At 35.7% G+C, this 17,934-nt stretch carries 20 protein-coding genes; 5 read left to right on the top strand and 15 right to left on the bottom strand.

Features of this window, described 5'->3' with window-relative positions; genetic code table 11:
• A complete protein-coding gene (gene bshC / locus D778_RS05545; RefSeq protein WP_007648544.1) occupies positions 1-1,605 on the bottom strand; it encodes a bacillithiol biosynthesis cysteine-adding enzyme BshC in 1,605 nt (534 codons plus the stop codon).
• Positions 1,606-1,816: 211 nt separating this feature from the next.
• Between bshC and D778_RS05540 the strand changes: the two genes are divergently transcribed.
• Complete coding sequence (locus D778_RS05540; RefSeq protein WP_007648542.1) at positions 1,817-2,353, top strand: DUF2975 domain-containing protein; 537 nt, start codon at positions 1,817-1,819, stop codon at positions 2,351-2,353.
• 3 nt (positions 2,354-2,356) lie between these two features.
• Complete coding sequence (locus D778_RS05535) at positions 2,357-2,557, top strand: helix-turn-helix domain-containing protein (RefSeq protein WP_007648541.1); 201 nt, start codon at positions 2,357-2,359, stop codon at positions 2,555-2,557.
• A 105-nt stretch (positions 2,558-2,662) separates the two neighbouring features.
• Here D778_RS05535 and rimO read toward each other — a convergent pair whose 3' ends face one another.
• Positions 2,663-3,973: a 30S ribosomal protein S12 methylthiotransferase RimO gene (gene rimO, locus D778_RS05530; protein WP_007648540.1), complete on the bottom strand. Its 1,311-nt coding sequence runs from the start codon at positions 3,971-3,973 to the stop codon at positions 2,663-2,665.
• A gap of 170 nt (positions 3,974-4,143) precedes the next feature.
• Here rimO and D778_RS05525 point away from each other — a divergent pair, with 170 nt between their 5' ends.
• Positions 4,144-5,127 (top strand): fibronectin type III domain-containing protein, encoded by a 984-nt coding sequence (locus D778_RS05525; protein ID WP_007648539.1) that lies wholly within the window; start codon positions 4,144-4,146, stop codon positions 5,125-5,127.
• Positions 5,128-5,147: 20 nt separating this feature from the next.
• On the opposite strand, the gene ftsY is transcribed toward D778_RS05525, so the two are convergent.
• From ftsY to D778_RS05490, 8 genes are all read right to left on the bottom strand, one after another.
• Complete coding sequence (ftsY, locus tag D778_RS05520) at positions 5,148-6,122, bottom strand: signal recognition particle-docking protein FtsY (protein ID WP_007648538.1); 975 nt, start codon at positions 6,120-6,122, stop codon at positions 5,148-5,150.
• 148 nt (positions 6,123-6,270) lie between these two features.
• Positions 6,271-6,423, bottom strand: a complete 153-nt coding sequence (locus D778_RS14295) for a DUF4295 domain-containing protein (RefSeq protein ID WP_007648531.1) — start codon at positions 6,421-6,423, stop codon at positions 6,271-6,273.
• Positions 6,424-6,499: 76 nt separating this feature from the next.
• Positions 6,500-6,682 carry a 50S ribosomal protein L33 gene (gene rpmG, locus D778_RS05515; protein WP_007648529.1) on the bottom strand — a complete coding sequence of 61 codons (183 nt, stop codon included), beginning with the start codon at positions 6,680-6,682 and terminating at the stop codon, positions 6,500-6,502.
• Between the two features lie 24 nt (positions 6,683-6,706).
• A complete protein-coding gene (rpmB, locus tag D778_RS05510; protein WP_040491586.1) occupies positions 6,707-6,943 on the bottom strand; it encodes a 50S ribosomal protein L28 in 237 nt (78 codons plus the stop codon).
• Positions 6,944-7,057: 114 nt separating this feature from the next.
• On the bottom strand, positions 7,058-8,305 hold the full coding sequence (locus D778_RS05505; protein WP_007648524.1) for a competence/damage-inducible protein A: 1,248 nt from the start codon (positions 8,303-8,305) through the stop codon (positions 7,058-7,060).
• The gene (locus tag D778_RS05500) at positions 8,305-8,646 is read right to left on the bottom strand and encodes a hypothetical protein (RefSeq protein WP_007648522.1); all 342 of its coding nucleotides are present in this window, start codon (positions 8,644-8,646) and stop codon (positions 8,305-8,307) included. The genes D778_RS05505 and D778_RS05500 overlap by 1 nt, the downstream gene beginning before the upstream one ends.
• A gap of 1 nt (position 8,647) precedes the next feature.
• Positions 8,648-9,259 (bottom strand): fumarylacetoacetate hydrolase family protein, encoded by a 612-nt coding sequence (locus D778_RS05495; protein WP_007648520.1) that lies wholly within the window; start codon positions 9,257-9,259, stop codon positions 8,648-8,650.
• A 92-nt stretch (positions 9,260-9,351) separates the two neighbouring features.
• Positions 9,352-10,122, bottom strand: a complete 771-nt coding sequence (locus D778_RS05490; RefSeq protein ID WP_007648518.1) for a 3'-5' exonuclease — start codon at positions 10,120-10,122, stop codon at positions 9,352-9,354.
• A gap of 212 nt (positions 10,123-10,334) precedes the next feature.
• Between D778_RS05490 and D778_RS05485 the strand changes: the two genes are divergently transcribed.
• Positions 10,335-11,141, top strand: a complete 807-nt coding sequence (locus D778_RS05485; RefSeq protein ID WP_007648516.1) for an alpha/beta hydrolase — start codon at positions 10,335-10,337, stop codon at positions 11,139-11,141.
• 122 nt (positions 11,142-11,263) lie between these two features.
• Here D778_RS05485 and D778_RS05480 read toward each other — a convergent pair whose 3' ends face one another.
• The 3 genes from D778_RS05480 to recR form a co-directional block, all read right to left on the bottom strand.
• Positions 11,264-12,577, bottom strand: coding sequence for a dihydrolipoamide acetyltransferase family protein (locus D778_RS05480; RefSeq protein WP_040491585.1), 1,314 nt, complete (start codon positions 12,575-12,577; stop codon positions 11,264-11,266).
• Positions 12,578-12,657: 80 nt separating this feature from the next.
• The gene (locus D778_RS05475; RefSeq protein WP_040491584.1) at positions 12,658-13,764 is read right to left on the bottom strand and encodes a glycosyltransferase family 2 protein; all 1,107 of its coding nucleotides are present in this window, start codon (positions 13,762-13,764) and stop codon (positions 12,658-12,660) included.
• Between the two features lie 10 nt (positions 13,765-13,774).
• Positions 13,775-14,392, bottom strand: a complete 618-nt coding sequence (gene recR, locus D778_RS05470) for a recombination mediator RecR (RefSeq protein ID WP_007648511.1) — start codon at positions 14,390-14,392, stop codon at positions 13,775-13,777.
• Between the two features lie 134 nt (positions 14,393-14,526).
• Between recR and D778_RS05465 the strand changes: the two genes are divergently transcribed.
• The gene (locus D778_RS05465; protein WP_007648509.1) at positions 14,527-15,969 is read left to right on the top strand and encodes a sodium:solute symporter; all 1,443 of its coding nucleotides are present in this window, start codon (positions 14,527-14,529) and stop codon (positions 15,967-15,969) included.
• Here D778_RS05465 and D778_RS05460 read toward each other — a convergent pair.
• Positions 15,940-16,302, bottom strand: a complete 363-nt coding sequence (locus D778_RS05460; RefSeq protein WP_007648508.1) for a CoA-binding protein — start codon at positions 16,300-16,302, stop codon at positions 15,940-15,942. The two genes, D778_RS05465 and D778_RS05460, sit on opposite strands and share 30 nt — an antisense overlap.
• Positions 16,303-16,834: 532 nt before the next feature.
• Positions 16,835-17,845 (bottom strand): 3-oxoacyl-ACP synthase III family protein, encoded by a 1,011-nt coding sequence (locus D778_RS05455; protein WP_007648507.1) that lies wholly within the window; start codon positions 17,843-17,845, stop codon positions 16,835-16,837.
• Between the last annotated feature and the right edge of the window lie 89 nt (positions 17,846-17,934).

Raw genomic sequence — 17,934 nt, 5'->3', positions numbered from 1 at the left:
TCACTCTAAGTTTAATATTAAAAATTGCTGTTTTAGAGGTTGCAAATTTAACATTAACTGCTGAATAAATTGGTCTCCATATTCCAAATAAAACTCAGAAAAATTGGCTTGACGTTCTTGAAGGCTGTGATTTGGGAACAATTCGTTTTGAAGTGCCACAACGCGATCTAAAATTTCCTTTAATTGTCGCTTTTGGGCTTTAAGCAATCTTTTTTCCAGATTTTCCAGACCTTTAATTTGTTTTCTCTCCTGAGCTGAAACGGCTCCCAAAAAAGATTTATCGGTTTTTTGGGCTATGGCATACAGTGCTTCAAATTGCTTTTTTAAAAAGGTTTTTTGTTCTGAAAAATCGATGTTGATTTCAGAGTGTTTTCTGGTTACCTTTTCAATTAAGTCGTCCTGCTTTAAAAACAAATCGGCTATCTCAAGATCTAGTTTTTTAAGTTTCTTCTGCTGTTTTGCTGAAATCAATAAGGCCGAATTGCGAAGCAATAACATAGGAAAAGCGACTTGCTGTGCTTCAAAATTGGATTTTAATTGAAGCCAGTAAGCCAATTCCCCTCCTCCTCCAATATAACAGAGGTTTGGAAGGACGACTTCTTGGTACAAAGGCCTTAAAATAACATTTGGGCTAAACCTTTCCGGTGCTTTATTAAGATGTTGTAGAATCTCACTCTCGCTCCAAGTGATGTCTGTGTTCAATACTTTATAAACCTCATCTTCAAAAACAATACGTTCCCTTAGGTTATCTTTTAAATAGAAGAGATTGATTTCACGTGGATTGACCTGTATTTTATAGTTTGGTGTTAAGTTGTTAAGTTGTTTGGAAGTCTCAGATACCTTTTTGAAAGCAGTTTGATTGATTAATTCGTCTTTTAGATAAGGAATAAACAAGCGTTTTAATCCAGCGTCGTTTCCATCAAGTATCACCAAGCCTGTTTCGGTAAAAAATTCGTTTACCAAATATCTGGTAGCTTCGGTTAAATTGGCGTGTTTGGTATAAGCTTCACGAAACCACTTATTTAAACGTTCTGCATTTTTACCACTGTTTAAATAGGAAGAAAACAATTCAGATACTTGCTCCAAGCCTTTTAAATCCAGTTCCCCAACAGCACCAGATGCTTCTCTATTCCAACTTATTTTTTTTTCATTAAGATTGAAAAAATTAATTTCCTCAAAATCATGATCTTCTGTAGCCATCCAATAAATTGGCACAAAATGAAGCTCTGGATAAGTTTCTTTTAGCTCTTTACACAGGTTGATGGTAGCTATAATCTTATAAAAAAAGTACAAAGGTCCCGTAAATAAATTTAGCTGATGACCTGTAGTAATGGTGAAGGTATTTTCATCTTTCAAGGCTTCTATGTTTTGAAGCGTCTGGGATGAGATATTTATATGTTGATACTGATTTTTCAAACTAGATACCAATGCCGTTCTTGATTGCCCTTGTACAGACATCCTTTTTTCCTCGATTTGAGATTTAAAATTCCCCACATTAGGGAACCTGTTATAAAAGGGTTTTAGAGAATCTTTATTATCTAAATAATCACAAATTAAACTTGAAAAATAATTGGTGTCTTTAAAAGGAATACAGTCTGTTGGCATAGTGACGCTTTGCAGTTTTAAAAAAGTAAAGATACGGTTTCTTGTCTTAAAAATAACTTAAAAGTTGCTAGGCCGAACCTTATGGTATCTATGTTTATAATTTAAACGTATGGAGATGACTTCAGGTTAAAATTAAATATTTCAATAAATATTTATTGTTTTTCAATAAATTTTTATTGATATTTGTTGTGTAATTCTAAAACATGTAAAGATGTCCAAAACAAATAACTTTGTATTTATTGGTCTTAAGATTATATCCTGGATCATTTTTGTTGGTCTATGCATAGAAGCAGGAGGCTTGCTTGTTAATTTTTTCTTTAGTCTTTTCAAGCCTGAATTTATTCCCAACCTATATCAAAAATTAGATTTAAGTGAGATCTATGTCCTTAGCAAATGGACTTTTTTTGGGATCTATGGTTTTGTGTTGCTTATTGCAATTCTAAAAGCTTATCTATTTTATTTGGTAATTGTACTGGTTACCAAAATTGATTTATTGAAACCCTTTAACCATTTTGTTTCCAAACAGATTTTACAAATTAGCTATAATACCTTTGCTATTGGTATTTTAAGTTATATAGCCAGACAAACCGCCAAATACCTTCAGCATCATGGCTACCAAATAGATATGCTTAACAAATTTTGGGCAGACAGCCAAGCATTTATTATAATGGCAGCTATAATTTATATCATTGCCATTATTTTCTCCAAAGGGGTTGAACTACAAACCGAAAACGATTTAACTGTATAAACCATGGCCATAACTGTAAATTTAGATGTGATGATGGCCAAGCGAAAAATGTCGCTGAATGAGCTTTCTGAAAAAGTGGGATTGACCTTAGCCAATTTATCCATATTAAAAACCGGAAAAGCCAAAGCCATCAGGTTTAGCACATTGGAAGCTATTTGTGAAGCTTTGGATTGCCAGCCTGGAGATTTGCTGGTGTATGAATAAGCACAAAGTTGGATATTTCGGGGTTAAATAATCCCATTCCAGCAACAAACAGAATCCATTCTATTATACAGATTCTTTGCTTCGCCTTGAAATAGAAGATGAGACTTAGTTAATAACAGCAACCTCTCCATATAGGTCGAAATCGGCTGCATCAGTAATTGTTACAGTTGTAAATTCCCCAGTTTTCAAATAGGTTTTTGAGGCATCTATAAGCACTTCGTTATCTACATCTGGAGAATCGAACTCGGTCCTTCCAACAAAATATTCGCCTTCTTTTCTGTCGATAACCACTTTTAAGGTTTGTCCGATTTTAGCTTGGTTCAATTCCCAGGAAATTTGTGATTGAATTTCCATGATTTGGTTGGCACGATCCTGTTTGATGTCTTCCGGCACATTGTCCTCCAAGTTGTATGCATGGGTATTTTCTTCATGACTGTAGGTAAAGCAGCCCAAACGCTCAAAACGCATATTGGCAACCCATTGTTTTAACTCCTTAAAATGCGCTTCGGTTTCTCCAGGATATCCTACAATTAGTGTGGTACGAATGGTCATTTCTGGAACTGCCTCCCTAAATGCTTTTAAGAGTTTGGTTGTTTTTTCTTTGGTGGTACCACGACGCATGCTTTTAAGAATATCATCAGATATATGCTGCAACGGAATATCCAGATAGTTACAAATTTTTGGTTCACGTTTCATCACCTCCAACACATCCATAGGGAATCCTGTAGGAAAGGCATAATGCAAACGGATCCACTCGATGCCTTCCACTTTCACAAGGTTTTCAAGAAGTTCTGCTAGATTTCGTTTCTTATATAAATCCAGTCCATAATAGGTTAAATCCTGGGCAATAAGAATTAATTCCTTAACGCCTTTGGCTGCCAATTTTTCAGCTTCAATAACCAGTGTTTCTATTGGAGTGGATTTATGTTTGCCACGCATGATAGGAATGGCACAAAAGCTACAAGGTCTGTCGCAACCTTCAGCAATTTTTAAATAAGCATAGTTTTTTGGTGTGGTGGTTAATCGTTCTCCAATAAGTTCATGTTTATAGTCTGCACCCAAGGCTTTTAATAAGCCTGGCAGTTCCGTAGTTCCAAAATACTGATCCACATTAGGGATTTCTTTCTGTAAGTCTGGTTTGTAACGTTCACTTAAACAACCTGTAACAAAAACCTTATCAACCTCGCCATCTTCCTTTTTCTGCATAAAATCCAGAATGGTATTGATACTTTCTTCCTTGGCATTATTGATAAAACCACAGGTATTAATTACCACAATGTTTCCTTCCTCTTCATGTGCAACCTCTTTGCCACTGGCTTTTAGTTGTCCCATTAACACTTCGCTATCGTACACATTTTTACTACAGCCAAGGGTTACCACATTGATTTTATTCTTTTTAAGCGATTTTGTTCTCATAAGCTTTTCCCGAAAATAACGGGTGTTTGAATACTATTTCGTTTTTTTACAGGCTGCAAAGATAAGCTTCTTTTTAGAGTTAATAACACTAAATATTTTTTGAATGACGAAACCTTTAATAAGACATTAAAATTTTATATTAGCTGTCAAAATACCTCACAAAATTTATTATGAAAAAATTTTTCATCCTACTTTCCATAACATTATTTGTATTTAGTTGTTCAAATGATAACTCAGATGATACTAATGATCAAATTACCTGTGCTTCTCCAGCTAATATATCAATCAATTCAATTACAGTCAATTCCGCAACACTAAATTGGACTGCAAATAATGCTGTTTCTTATGAAATTGAATATGGAGTTTCTGGATTTACCCAAGGACAAGGAAATACTATTTCGACTTCTGGATTAGGTTACGAATTAACTGATCTTGCACAAGACACTTCCTATGATGTTTATCTGACAACAAAATGTAGTGACACAAATTTTAGCGATGTCATAGGTCCTGTCATATTTATTACAGAAACAGCATGCCAGAAACCAACTTCCCTAAATGTAGATTCTGTTGATATATGTAGTATTTCTTTAAATTGGGATTCAAATGGAGAATCGGATTTCAAAATTGAATACGGCATAACAGGTTTTAGTTTGGGCACTGGAAGAGTTTTAAATGCAACAGATAATTTTACAACAATTGATACATATCTTGAAGCAGGAACCACCTATGATATATATGTTAAAGCCTATTGTGGTATAGATGGTTTTAGTGCGTCTTCTGATCCCTTGGTTGTAACTACAGCTTCTCAAGATTTAGCTGGATCCTATCATGTTACTGTTACTAGAGATGACGGATTTTCTTATGATCATGGAATTGAAACTATTGTTTTAGTTTCTCCTAATTATTATAAAACAGAAACAACTGGCCTATGGCCTAGAGGTTCATTTTCTCCAGATACAGATCAAGGTTTTAATTTTAGAAACTCTTGTGGTGAGATTGAAGTTCCAGAGCAACAATTATTTCAAGGTGCTTATGCTAATATGATGTATGGTAATTATGCCGAAATCAAACCAAATGGCGATTTAATAATATTATACAACATTGATTTAAACATCGAATATCCCGGTTTCTATGCTGAATACGTAAAACAGTAAATTCAATATATATAACATTTTTATTTAAAAAACGAATCCACAAACTCGTATTTGTTGAATACTTGAAGATCTTCGATGCCTTCCCCTACTCCAATATATTTCACAGGAATTTGAAACTGATCGCTAATACCAATCACGACACCACCTTTGGCTGTGCCATCCAATTTGGTCACGGCAAGTGAGGTAACTTCAGTAGCTGCAGTAAACTGTTTAGCCTGTTCAAAGGCGTTTTGCCCTGTAGAACCATCTAATACCAATAGGACATCATGAGGTGCATCGGGTACTACTTTTTGCATGACACGTTTTACTTTGGTTAGCTCATTCATGAGGTTTACCTTGTTGTGCAAACGTCCAGCCGTATCAATAATTATCACATCTGCCTGTTGTTTAACGCCAGATTGCACAGCATCAAATGCTACAGAAGCTGGATCGCTACCCATGGCTTGTTTTACCATAGGCACATCTACGCGATCTGCCCAAACCTGCAATTGATCTATGGCTGCAGCCCTAAAGGTATCTGCTGCACCTAAAACCACATGCAAACCTTGTTTTTTAAATTGATAAGCCAACTTACCAATGGTGGTTGTTTTTCCTACCCCATTTACTCCAACAACCATTAACACATAAGGTGTTTTACCTCCACCTGCAGAGTCAGGCAATTTGGGAATGGTATACTCGGTATCTTCCCCAGAATTGGTTTCACTTAATAAGCCAGCTATTTCCTCACGTAGGATTTTATTTAGCTCATCGGTTCCCAGATATTTGTCCTGTTGCACACGAGCTTCTATTCTTTCAATAATTTTTAGGGTTGTGTTTACACCAACATCACTGGTTACAAGGATTTCCTCCAGATTATCCAGAACCTCGTCGTCTACTTTGGATTTTCCGGCAACAGCCTTGCTTAACTTATTGAAGAAATTGGTTTTGGATTTCTCCAATCCTTTATCCAGTGTTTCTTTTTTTTCAGAAGAAAATATTTTTTTAAAAAAACTCATGTTATGTCAATTCAATTACGTTTCTTAAAACAAAAGCCTTGCCTTAATTGCTTGGCTGAACAATTGTCATTCTTTAGTGGTGTAAATATAAAATAAAAGCTGCTCTCTAAAATAGAAAGCAGCTTAAAAAATTGTATAACAAGCAGGATTATTGTTTAGATAACCACTCGTTTACTTGTTCAGGTGACATAATTGATTCAACAAACATGTAAGCTCCTGTTTTAGGAGATTTCACCATTTTTATAGCTTTTGTTAATCTTTTAGATCCTGTTTGTAACGATGCAACTGATTTCTTTGCCATGTTTTATGCTTTTTAAAACTTAAAATAAGTTTTCTAATTTATATTATTTGACGTTTTTATTTCTAAAAACCTCTAATTATTTAATTTCTTTGTGAACAGTCATTCTCTTTAAGATAGGATTGAATTTTTTAATTTCCATTCTATCTGGCGTGTTCTTTTTATTCTTGGTAGTAATATATCTAGAAGTTCCTGGTTGTCCAGACTCTTTATGCTCTGTGCATTCTAAAATTACTTGTATTCTGTTACCTTTCTTTGCCATTTTCTTAACTTTTAATTGAGGCTATTATTTATAAAACCCTTTAGATTTAGCTTCTTTAATTGCAGCTGCAATACCAATTTTATTGATTGTTTTTAATGCTGCAGTTGAAACTTTTAAAGTTACCCACTTATCTTCTTCTGGAAGATAAAAACGCTTTTTAATAAGATTTGCATCAAATTTACGCTTTGTTTTGTTCATTGCGTGAGACACGTTGTTTCCAACCATCGCTTTCTTTCCAGTAAGTTCACAAACTCTTGACATTTCTTCTAACTTTAAATATTGTTATTTGTTCCTGTTTTTCAAAAAATCTTTTGAGATGTTTTTAAACAGGCTGCAAATTTAGTAAAACTTTACAATATCAACAAACTAAAATTGTTACTTTTTTAAAATTTCTTTTTGAAGCATTTCAAAAGCTTTGTTTACAGCTTTCCTAATAACTTTGGTTCGATGATTCCCCAAATGGAATTCTTCTGAAAAAACCCTGTCTTTTGTAGCAATAGCTATAAAAACGGTTCCCACTTCAGCTACCGAATCCCCTTTGTCTGGGCCAGCATTTCCTGTTGTTGCTATGGCGTAATCCGATTTAAACAAATCCAAAACCTGTTTGGCCATGGCCTCAGCCACTGGCGCACTCACAACCGAATGTTCCTTAATTAGTGATTCCGGCACTTTTAAAACATCTATTTTGGCTTGTGTGGCATAACTTACCACTGAACCTTTAAAATATTTTGATGCTCCTGGAATTTTAGTAAAGGATTCTGCTATTTTCCCTCCTGTACAACTTTCTGCAGTGGCAACGGTTTTCCCCAAATGTGTAAGCTGGTTACCAAGAATGGCTTCTATGGAATCGTCTGATTCAAAGCCCACAAACACATCCTTTATCTGTGGCAAGAGCAGGTCTATTTGTTCTTGCATGCTGGACTCCACCAAGGCTTTGTCCATGTGCTTTGCAGACAAACGCAGCCTAACCCTTCCCAAGCCTGGCAAATACGCCAGTTTCATAAAAGCAGGTAACTGGTCTTCCCACGTTTCAATTCTTGCAGCCAAGGAACTCTCGCCCAAACCATAGGTTAACAAAGTGGTATGCTTGATATATGGAAACTGATAGGTTTCCCTTAATTTGGGAATGACCTGGTTTTCCATTAGGGCTTTCATTTCAAAAGGAACACCAGGTAGCGAAATAAACACTTTTCCGTTATGTTCTATCCACATGCCTGGGGCACTTCCATTCACGTTCATCAACACTTGTGCTTTTGAGGGCACAAGGGCCTGATCGATATTTACTTGTGCCAATGGTTGTTTGATGTAATGTTCCCAAAGGTATTCTATGTTTTTTAAAACAGCTTTGTTTTGCACCAAGGTATCATTAAAATACGCTGCAATGGTTTTTTTGGTAATATCATCTTTTGTTGGCCCTAAACCTCCAGTGATGATGATGATATCGGCATTCTCTTCAGCTTCTTTTAAAGATTTTAAAATATGGGCTTTATCATCCTGCACAGAAGTGATTTGGTATACCGAAATACCTTTATTGTTCAAAACCTTACTTATATAGGCCGAATTGGTATCTACAATTTGACCAATAAGGATTTCGTCTCCTATGGTAATGATTTCTGCCTGCATTACAGATTAAAGTCTGCTTTTAATTCTTTGGAAGCGTTTTCTATAGCCGTTAATACAATTTCCAGTTTCCCAGAGATATCCATACCTGTTTTTTCAAATTTTCCCCAGTCTTGAACTTCAATTAAATCTTGAAGCACACCCAGTTCAAATAAATCCACAGTGGGTTTCATTTTATGCGCAGCTTGATACGCAGTGTAGTAATCCTTGTTTGAAACGGCTTCTTTTAAACGATCTGCATCTTCGGGAACTTCTTCTAAAAATGCGGCTGCCAATGTAGCAATAAATTCTTCGTCGTTATCTGCCAATTCGCGTACCCTAAATAATTTGTAGTGTTTTTCCATGTTATTTTACTGTTATTGAAAACATTTGTTTGCTTTCTATAAATCCCTCTAATTTATCGTTAGCAGATACACTTCCAACTCCTGCTGGAGTTCCTGTAAAGATAATATCTCCAATCTTTAAAGTAAAATATTTTGAGATATATTCTATCAATTCATCTATTTTCCAGAGCATGTGGCTGGTATTTCCAGCTTGTACCACTTGTCCGTTTTTTTCTAGGGAAAAAGACAGGTTATTTATGTCCATGATTTCTTCTTTAGCCATCCAATTGCCTACAACTGCTGCCCCATCAAAGGCTTTGGCTTTTTCCCATGGCAATCCTTTTTCTTTAAGTTTTGCCTGTAAATCCCTAGCTGTAAAGTCTATTCCCAGCCCTATTTCGTTATAGTATTTGTGGGCAAATTTTTTATCGATATACTTTCCCACTTTACTGATTTTTACCAAAACTTCCACTTCATGATGTACATCGTTGGAAAAATCTGGTATAAAAAAAGGCTGTTTCTTTAATAAAACAGCTGTATCTGGTTTTAAAAACACCACAGGATCTGTTGGTTTTTCGTTATCCAACTCCTTGATATGGTCTGTATAATTTCTTCCAATGCAAATGAGCTTCATATTTCTGTCATTCCTGCGAAGGCAGGAATCTCTTTTTTATTATTAATTTCTTGCTTTATGGTTTCCTGCCTTCGCAGGAATGACAAACTAATCTATTTGTTGTTAAGGTCCCTTAATTTAATTGAAGTGAGCACTTTTTTAGTGTAAAGTGGGAAATCGGCATTCAGTAACCAACCAAAATAACCAGGTTCGGTCTCTAAAATATCCACAACACGTTTGCCTTTGTGTTTTCCAAAAGAGAAACATTCTTCCCCTTCTTTGTTATAGATTAAAAATCCGGCAAAATCTGCAAACTTTTTTCTAGAGCTAAACTCTGCCAAAAACTTGGTATTGTTTTCCAACTCGTCATACTTGGCAACTTGGGCTTTTAAAACTTCATAAGTGGCCAAAGTATCTGCCTCTGCGCTATGGGCATCTTCCAGGTTTTTATCGCAATAAAATTTATAGGCAGCCACTAAGGTTCTTTGTTCCATTTTATGAAAAATAGTTTGCACATCGATAGATTGTCTGTTTTTCATGTCAAAATCGATGTCTGCGCGAAGCATTTCTTCAGCTAAAAGTGGGATATCGAACCTGTTGGAGTTAAAACCACCCAAATCTGAATCTTTTATCAGGTTGTGTATTTCCTTTGCCAGCTCCTTGAAAGTGGGTTTGTCTGCCACATCCTTATCTGAAATTCCATGGACTTTTGTCACTTCTGGAGGAATGGGAATGGTAGGGTTTACCAATCGTGTATAGCGTTCTTCTTTGCCATCTGGATAGACTTTTAAGATGGAAATTTCCACAATTCGGTCGTTGGTAATATTAACTCCCGTGGTTTCCAAATCGAAAAAACAGATGGGTTTTGTAAGATTGAGTTGCATGTGTTTTAAAATTTGTGCAAAGATACTTAGAATAAATAAAAATGGCTACCTATCAACTAAAACTAATTGCCGAAATTTGGCTTTATTGGATAATTAAGCGACCTTCGTTCTTATTAAAACCAGTCAAAGCCAAACATTATTGCAAATAGCGAAACCAAGGCGTAAAAGTTGACCAAGAATAATTACAGAACAAACACTCTTTTAAATAGAAAATGAAAAAAACATTCTCTTTAGCATTACTCTCAATCTTACTCATAAGCTGTAAAAACAAGCCACAGAATAACGATCCCATTCCAGAACACGACAATTTCACAATAGCATCCAGTCAGGTTGATGAAACTAGAGTAATTAATGTTTGGTTACCTCCTACTTATAAAAATGGTAGCGATTCGTTTCCAGTTTTATATATGCCAGATGGTGGCATCAAAGAAGATTTTCCACATATTGCAAATACCCTTGCAAAGCTTATAGAAGAAAAAAACATTCCACCTTATATTCTTGTTGGTATTGAAAACACGGAAAGAGGGAGGGACTTAACCGGTTTTTCAGAAGTTGAAGCAGATGCGCAATACTGTCCACTAACTGATGGTGCCAAGAATTTCCGTGGATTTATAACCGATGAGTTGATGCCCAAAATCAACAACACTTATAGAACTACAAACAAAAAAGGGATTATTGGAGAATCTCTAGCAGGATTATTTGTTATGGAAACCTTTTTGATAGCGCCTGAAGCTTTTAATTTTTATATAGCCATGGATCCATCCCTTTGGTGGAACAATTTCAATTTGGTTAAAGAAGCCAACAACCATTTAGCCGTTTTTCCTTCTGATGAGAAAAAATTATGGTTTGCAGGTTCTGGTGCAGAAGATATTTCCAAACACACACAAAAGCTCGCCAAGATTTTAGAAGCTAAAGCTCCCGAAAATCTGACCTGGAACTACCAAGATGAGCCTAACGAAAAGCACAGTACCATTTTTAGGGCTACCAAAAAAAAAGCAATGGTTTGGGCTTTGAATTAACCTTAAGACAATACTATTATTAAAACAAAAAAGCACCATCCTAAAATGGTGCTTTTCTATATTATATAAGATTCTTAGACAACACTTCGACAAGCTCAGTGTGACAACTTGGAATAACCGTTTTATATCTCTCTATTGGAATCCCAGCCTTCTAAATAGTCTTTAACAGCTTTTACAAATTGGCCTCCAAGAGCACCATTTACAACTCTGTGGTCGTAAGAATGGGATAAGAACATTTTATAACGGATACCAATAAAATCGCCTTCAGGAGTTTCAACAACTGCAGGTACTTTTCTAATGGCTCCAAGGGCCAAAATACCAACTTGTGGTTGGTTGATAATTGGCGTTCCCATAATACTACCAAAGGTTCCAACATTGGTAACTGTATAAGTTCCTCCTTGAATATCGTCTGGTTTTAACTGGTTTAATCTGGCTCTATTGGCTAGATCGTTAACTTTTTTGGTCATTCCTACCAAATTAAGCTGATCGGCATCTTTTATAACCGGAACAATCAGGTTGCCATCTCCCAAAGCGGCAGCCATACCAAGATTAATGTGTTTCTTCTTGATAATGGTGTCTCCCTGAACGGAAATATTCATCATTGGAAAATCGCGTAAGGCTTTTGCTACGGCTTCCATGAAAATTGGGGTAAAGGTTAGGTTTTCGCCTTCACGTTTTGCAAAAGCATCTTTCACTTTCTTTCTCCAGTTCCAAATCTTGGTCACGTCGGCTTCTATAAAGCTTTGCACGTGAGCAGAGGTTTGAACCGATTCTACCATGTGATGCGCAATGATTTTGCCCATTCTGGTCATTTCTATAATTTCGTCGTCACCACTAGCCACAACAGGAGCCGTTTTTTCTGTTTTGGCAGGAGCAGCTTTTGGCGCTTCCGGTGCTTTTGTTGGCTGTGGAGCAGAGCTTCTAGACTCTAAATGTGCTAAAATGTCGTTTTTGGTAACACGACCATCTTTGCCAGTACCTGAAATGGCATCTAATTCCGCTTGGGAGATGCCTTCTTTTTTGGCAATATTTTTAACTAAAGGAGAATAAAACCTTTCTTCCGAAGAACTAATGGCTGTTACGGTTTCTTTGGCTGTTTCAACCGTTTGCGCTACTTGAGCCACAGCTGCTTGATCTGCGACTGCGTCTGGTTTGCTTTCTGCTTTTGGAGCAGCTGTTTCTGCAGAGCCTTGCCCTTCAGTTTCAATAATTGCAATTACTTGACCTACTTGAACCACATCGTCCACATTGAAAAGTTTTTCAACCAAAACACCTTCAACTTCACTAGGCACTTCGCTATCTACTTTATCTGTTGCAATTTCTAAAACTGCTTCGTCTGCTTCAATGGTATCACCAACTTCCTTTAACCAAGAAGTAATGGTTGCTTCTGCAACACTTTCCCCCATTTTTGGGAGTTTTAATTCAAATTTTGCCATATCTGTAATGGAACTGTATTTTTTTAAATTATGACTGCAAAATTAATGAAAAATCATTGAATCTATTACAGTTTCTTTAATTAATTATTTTTTAGCTGAATGACTTCACCACGACTTTTAGAACTATTGCTACCCAATACAACCTGAGAGTTTTTAAGTATAAATTTAAAAGTACTTGGATGTTTTATGTTGTTTTTAGAAACCAATTCTATCGCTTTTTTATATCCTAAATACTCCATATCCAGAATATATTCAACATTGGGAACGTAGTTAGCAAGATGAGCTTGTGTTTCCATGTTTTTAGGCAAAACCTTTTGTAGTTGAGGGTTTTCCTTGTTGGAAATTAAAACATATTCTTTTACACGACTGGTAGACTCTTCGCCTTTTGGATAAAAAATGGACACTACTTTAATACAAATCCAAATTAACAGGTTAAACAACCAATTGGGCTTGTAATGTTTTTCAAAAAACAATTGCATGGCTCCATTAAAACGTTTGGCATAGGCTTTATCCTTTAAGGTGCTTTCGCCTTTAAAATGTATAACTGTGGTGGCAGGATGGTAATAGTTTTGATATCCAGCCTTTAACACTTTATAAGACAGATCTATGTCTTCGCCATACATAAAATAATCTTCATCCAAGCCTCCAACTTCCAGGTATATGTTCTTTTTTACTATCATAAAAGCACCAACCAACATGGCTATTTTCCCTGTTTGGTCTGGACTCAAATGATGGGCATAATACGGTTTTGAATAACCCAATAGCTTTTTAATGGAAACCATTGGGGTTGGGATGTTACGTTTGCTTTCAGGAAGAAATTCACCTTTACCATCTATTAACTTACAGCCTAAAAGACCTAGATTTGGCTTGGTATCGGCAAATTTCAACAATATCTCAAAAGTGTCTTCGGCAACAATGGTGTCTGGGTTTAAGATGCATAGATATTCCCCTTGTGCCTGTTTAATCCCTAAGTTATTCCCTTTAGAAAACCCATCATTGGATTTATTTTCAATAAGCTTCACCTTGGGAAAAAGCTGTTTGACCATCTGGCAGCTATCATCTTGGGAATTATTGTCCACCACAATAATTTCTGCATCCAAATTGGCAATGGCAGCTTCTACGCTTCTTAGACAAAGCTCTAAAAAATAGCGCACATTATAGTTTAATATGATAACGGATAATTTCAACAGTATATAATCAGGATTTTAAGGATGCTTCAAAAGGAATGCGATTGATAATGCTTCGTCCAAGGGTAATTTCGTCTGTATACTCCAATTCGTTTCCAACCGAAATCCCTCGAGCTATGGTTGAAGTTGTTACATGATAATCCTGAATTTGTTTATAAATATAGAAATTGGTGGTATCTCCTTCCATGGTGGAACCCAAGGCAAAAATAAGTTCCTTAACGGTTCCCTGTTTTACTTTTTCCACTAAAGGCTGAATGTTTAAATCGTTCGGCCCTATACCATCCATAGGGGAAATTTTCCCACCCAACACATGGTACAATCCCTTAAAGGAGCTGGTGTTTTCTATGGCCATAACATCGCGAATGTCTTCTACCACACAAATGATTTCGTGGGTTCTGTGAGGATTGGCACAGATTTCGCAAATATCCTGATCGCTAATATTGTTACAACTTTTACAGAATTTTATGTCGGTTCTCATGGCTTTTAATGCTTTGGCCAACTCAAGGGTTTGATCTTCAGGTTGCCTTAACAAATGTAGCATGAGCCGTAACGCTGTTCGCTTACCTATTCCTGGCAACTGCGACATTTCCTGTACTGCTTTTTCCAAAAGTTTAGACGAAAATTCCATAGCTGCGAATTTACTACTTCGTATGAAATTACACTAATTTTATAACATTCTTTTTAATTGCCACTTCTTGCGTTATAAAAATTTGGATTTTGCCAGATAATACGTGTAATTTGAACACCAGAAACCTCTTTCTTATGAATGCTACTCAAATTATATTACTTATTTTATCCTACTTTGGAGTGCTTATTTTAATTTCCTATTTCACTGGAAAGACATCTGGAAATGATGCCTTTTTTAAAGGAAACAAACAATCTCCTTGGTTTGTAGTGGCTTTTGGGATGATTGGCGCCTCGCTTTCTGGAGTGACATTTATCTCTGTACCTGGCTGGATAGAGGCTTCTCAATTTAGTTACATGCAAGTGGTTTTGGGCTATATTGTGGGTTATCTGGTTATAGGAACAGTGTTACTCCCGTTGTATTACAAACTTAACCTTACCTCCATTTACACGTATTTGGAAGAACGATTTGGAAATTATTCCTATAAAACTGGAGCTTCATTTTTCTTGATTTCAAGAGTGGTTGGAGCCAGTTTTAGACTCTTTTTGGTTGCCAATGTATTACAGGTAATCTTGTTTGATGACATAGGTATCGCTTTCTGGCAAACCGTTATAATTACCGTTTTATTGATATGGTTGTACACCTTTAAGTCTGGAATAAAAACCATTGTCTGGACAGATACCTTACAAACTCTTTTTATGCTTATTGCAGTAGGTGTTACCATTTATTTTGTAAGTGGTGAATTGGGCTTGGATAGTGGCAACATTTTAGGTTTTATCTTGGATAGCGACTTGTCTAAAACCTTCTTTTTCGACGATTTTAAATCCAGTAATTACTTTTGGAAGCAATTTATCTCTGGAGCATTTATTGCCATAGTAATGACTGGCCTGGACCAAGATATGATGCAAAAAAACCTGACCTGTAAAACGCTGAAAGATGCCCAGAAAAACATGTTTTGGTTTACCATTGTTTTAACCGTTGTGAATTTCATCTTTTTATGTTTGGGCTTGCTATTAACGGTTTATGCAGCACAAAACGGTATTGATGCCCACAAAGACGATTTGTTCCCTATTTTGGCTAAAAACCATCTGGGCATTGGAGTGTTTGTATTTTTCCTTATAGGATTGATTGCAGCTGCTTACAGTAGTGCCGATAGTGCTTTAACAGCTTTAACAACTTCTTTTAGCATTGATATTTTAGATATTGAAAAGAAACTGGGACCTGAAGCACAAATAGCCAAACGAAAGCAGATCCATGTGCTTTTTTCCATTGTTTTAATTCTTGTGATTGTTTCCTTTAAATACCTTATAAAAGATGAAAGTGTTATTGCAAAACTCTTTGTTTTTGCAGGTTATACCTATGGACCTTTACTTGGACTTTATGCTTTTGGTTTGTTTACAAAATGGCAAGTAAAAGACAAGCTAGTTCCAGTAATCGCTATTCTTTCGCCTGTTCTATCTTATATAATAAGTGTGAACAGTTCAAAATGGTTTGGTTTTGAATTTGGCTTCTTTATTTTAATTTTAAATGGGTTATTAACCTTTTTAGGGTTAATACTGATTCGTAGAAAGCAGCACTAAAGTGCAGGCCACTTCAAAATCAATGTTGTTCATTTTTAAAATATTATAAAACTCTGGGTTTTCGGTACCTGGATTAAAAATCACACGTTTTGGTTTTAGGGATAAAATATAATCGTAATAAGGTACCTGGTTTTTAGGATTTAAATAAAGTGTAACCGTATCTATGTCCTTAAAAGTCATCAAATCTGTGTTTATGTTTACTCCTTGAACAAGCCCTTGTTTTAAACCTATGGCCACGACCTCATGTCCAGCTTGTTTTAAACGATTCATTGCTATGTGAGAATATCTGCTAGGATTTAAGGAAGCTCCAAGAACCAATGTTTTTCTATTCATCTGTTAAAGTCTGTTAAGTGTTGTTAAAAAAAGTAACATATCTCAAATTTAAGCGTCTATTAATTAAACACAAAATATGTTGTCTTAAAATAATACAACAATATATTTGATAGCCTACATAATAGTTGATGGTTAGTGTTAAGTCTGGCTATTAAATGGAGAAAACCCAAAGCTTTTTGCTTTGGGTTTTTGATGTAAAATTGTTAAATGATAGTTAAAAACAGATTCCCATGAAATAAAATGGCCTTTTATACGTCTATAATAATAAGTGATAAGTTTTTAAGTAATCTTACTATAAAAAACTTTTTATGGTTAGTGTTAGTTAAAATTGGTTAGTAGTGAAAAACCCGAAACAAGTTTGTTTCGGGTTTTTTGTTGGATTAAAGCTTAGGCATTAGTCTGTAATAACTTCTTCCGTTTTCCAGATACTGCATAGGCCATTATAATTTGGTTGCTTTCATTAAGTATTAAAAACAAACTTTTAAATATTCCCTTTCTTTGGTTTGGGAATATCTGTCTGTGCTGGAACCTATTACCATTTAATAATAACACTTCCCCAAGTAAAACCACTACCAAAAGCAGCAAGAACCACAGTGTTGCCTTCCTTTATTTTTCCAGCTTCCCAAGCTTCTGTTAAAGCAATAGGAATGGAAGCTGCAGTGGTATTTCCATATTTTTGAATGTTATTAAACACTTGGTCATCTGAGAGTTTAAACTTATTTTGAATAAATTGAGAAATTCTTAAATTGGCTTGATGTGGAATTAACATATCAATATCGCTGACTTCCAAGCTATTTTTTTCCAACCCTTCATGAATCACTTCACTAAAACGCACTACGGCATTTTTAAATACAAACTGTCCGTTCATATAAGGAAAATAACTCTCGTCTTCCGGGTTGTTTTCAGCTAAAATATCTGTTACCCAACGTGTTCCCATGCCAGGAGCTTTTACCACCAATTCTTCGGCATATTCTCCTTGCGAATGTAAATGCGTGGACAAAATACCTTTGGTATGGCTTTCTTCCCTTGTTAAAACAGCTGCTCCTGCACCATCTCCAAAAATAACCGAAACGCCTCTGCCTCTATCGGTTTTATCCAAGCCATGGGAATGCAATTCACTACCAATCACCAACACATTTTTATACATGCCTGTTTTAATGAAATTATCTGCTACAGACAAGGCGTACACAAAGCCAGAGCATTGGTTTCGCACATCCAGTGCGCCAACCGTTTTGATGTCCAGTTCTTTTTGGACAAAAACACCAGGTCCAGGAAAATAATAATCCGGACTTAAGGTTGCGAAAATAATAAAGTCAATATCATCTTTATCTATACCTGAACGTTCTATAGCTATTTTGGCAGCTTTTACTCCCATTACAGAGGTGGTATCTCCAGAGCCTGGCTTTACCCAACGTCTTTCCTGGATACCAGTACGTTCTTGAATCCATGCATCACTAGTGTCCATCATTTTGGACAAGTCATCATTAGTCACCACATTATCAGGAACATACTTTCCTAAACCAATAATTTTTGAATTATACATAAATAAGCAATTTAGTCGTTTAATCAGGTTTGCAATTTAATCATTAAAAGTAGTATTCGCATAATAATTGATTTTAAATATGACATTCT

The organism is Xanthomarina gelatinilytica (genome assembly GCF_000348685.1).
Classification (GTDB): domain Bacteria; phylum Bacteroidota; class Bacteroidia; order Flavobacteriales; family Flavobacteriaceae; genus Xanthomarina; species Xanthomarina gelatinilytica.
Note: the sequence above shows the minus strand (reverse complement) of the source record. Positions and strands in the feature narration are given on the sequence as shown.

Bases quoted from the DNA above. Each gene is read 5' to 3' on its own strand.
- bshC (WP_007648544.1), bottom strand. From the start codon at position 1,605: ATGCCAACAGACTGTATTCCTTTTAAAGACACCAATTATTTTTCAAGT.
- D778_RS05540 (WP_007648542.1), top strand. From the start codon at position 1,817: ATGTCCAAAACAAATAACTTTGTATTTATTGGTCTTAAGATTATATCC.
- D778_RS05535 (WP_007648541.1), top strand. From the start codon at position 2,357: ATGGCCATAACTGTAAATTTAGATGTGATGATGGCCAAGCGAAAAATG.
- rimO (WP_007648540.1), bottom strand. From the start codon at position 3,973: ATGAGAACAAAATCGCTTAAAAAGAATAAAATCAATGTGGTAACCCTT.
- D778_RS05525 (WP_007648539.1), top strand. From the start codon at position 4,144: ATGAAAAAATTTTTCATCCTACTTTCCATAACATTATTTGTATTTAGT.
- ftsY (WP_007648538.1), bottom strand. From the start codon at position 6,122: ATGAGTTTTTTTAAAAAAATATTTTCTTCTGAAAAAAAAGAAACACTG.
- D778_RS14295 (WP_007648531.1), bottom strand. From the start codon at position 6,423: ATGGCAAAGAAATCAGTTGCATCGTTACAAACAGGATCTAAAAGATTA.
- rpmG (WP_007648529.1), bottom strand. From the start codon at position 6,682: ATGGCAAAGAAAGGTAACAGAATACAAGTAATTTTAGAATGCACAGAG.
- rpmB (WP_040491586.1), bottom strand. From the start codon at position 6,943: ATGTCAAGAGTTTGTGAACTTACTGGAAAGAAAGCGATGGTTGGAAAC.
- D778_RS05505 (WP_007648524.1), bottom strand. From the start codon at position 8,305: ATGCAGGCAGAAATCATTACCATAGGAGACGAAATCCTTATTGGTCAA.
- D778_RS05500 (WP_007648522.1), bottom strand. From the start codon at position 8,646: ATGGAAAAACACTACAAATTATTTAGGGTACGCGAATTGGCAGATAAC.
- D778_RS05495 (WP_007648520.1), bottom strand. From the start codon at position 9,259: ATGAAGCTCATTTGCATTGGAAGAAATTATACAGACCATATCAAGGAG.
- D778_RS05490 (WP_007648518.1), bottom strand. From the start codon at position 10,122: ATGCAACTCAATCTTACAAAACCCATCTGTTTTTTCGATTTGGAAACC.
- D778_RS05485 (WP_007648516.1), top strand. From the start codon at position 10,335: ATGAAAAAAACATTCTCTTTAGCATTACTCTCAATCTTACTCATAAGC.
- D778_RS05480 (WP_040491585.1), bottom strand. From the start codon at position 12,577: ATGGCAAAATTTGAATTAAAACTCCCAAAAATGGGGGAAAGTGTTGCA.
- recR (WP_007648511.1), bottom strand. From the start codon at position 14,392: ATGGAATTTTCGTCTAAACTTTTGGAAAAAGCAGTACAGGAAATGTCG.
- D778_RS05465 (WP_007648509.1), top strand. From the start codon at position 14,527: ATGAATGCTACTCAAATTATATTACTTATTTTATCCTACTTTGGAGTG.
- D778_RS05460 (WP_007648508.1), bottom strand. From the start codon at position 16,302: ATGAATAGAAAAACATTGGTTCTTGGAGCTTCCTTAAATCCTAGCAGA.
- D778_RS05455 (WP_007648507.1), bottom strand. From the start codon at position 17,845: ATGTATAATTCAAAAATTATTGGTTTAGGAAAGTATGTTCCTGATAAT.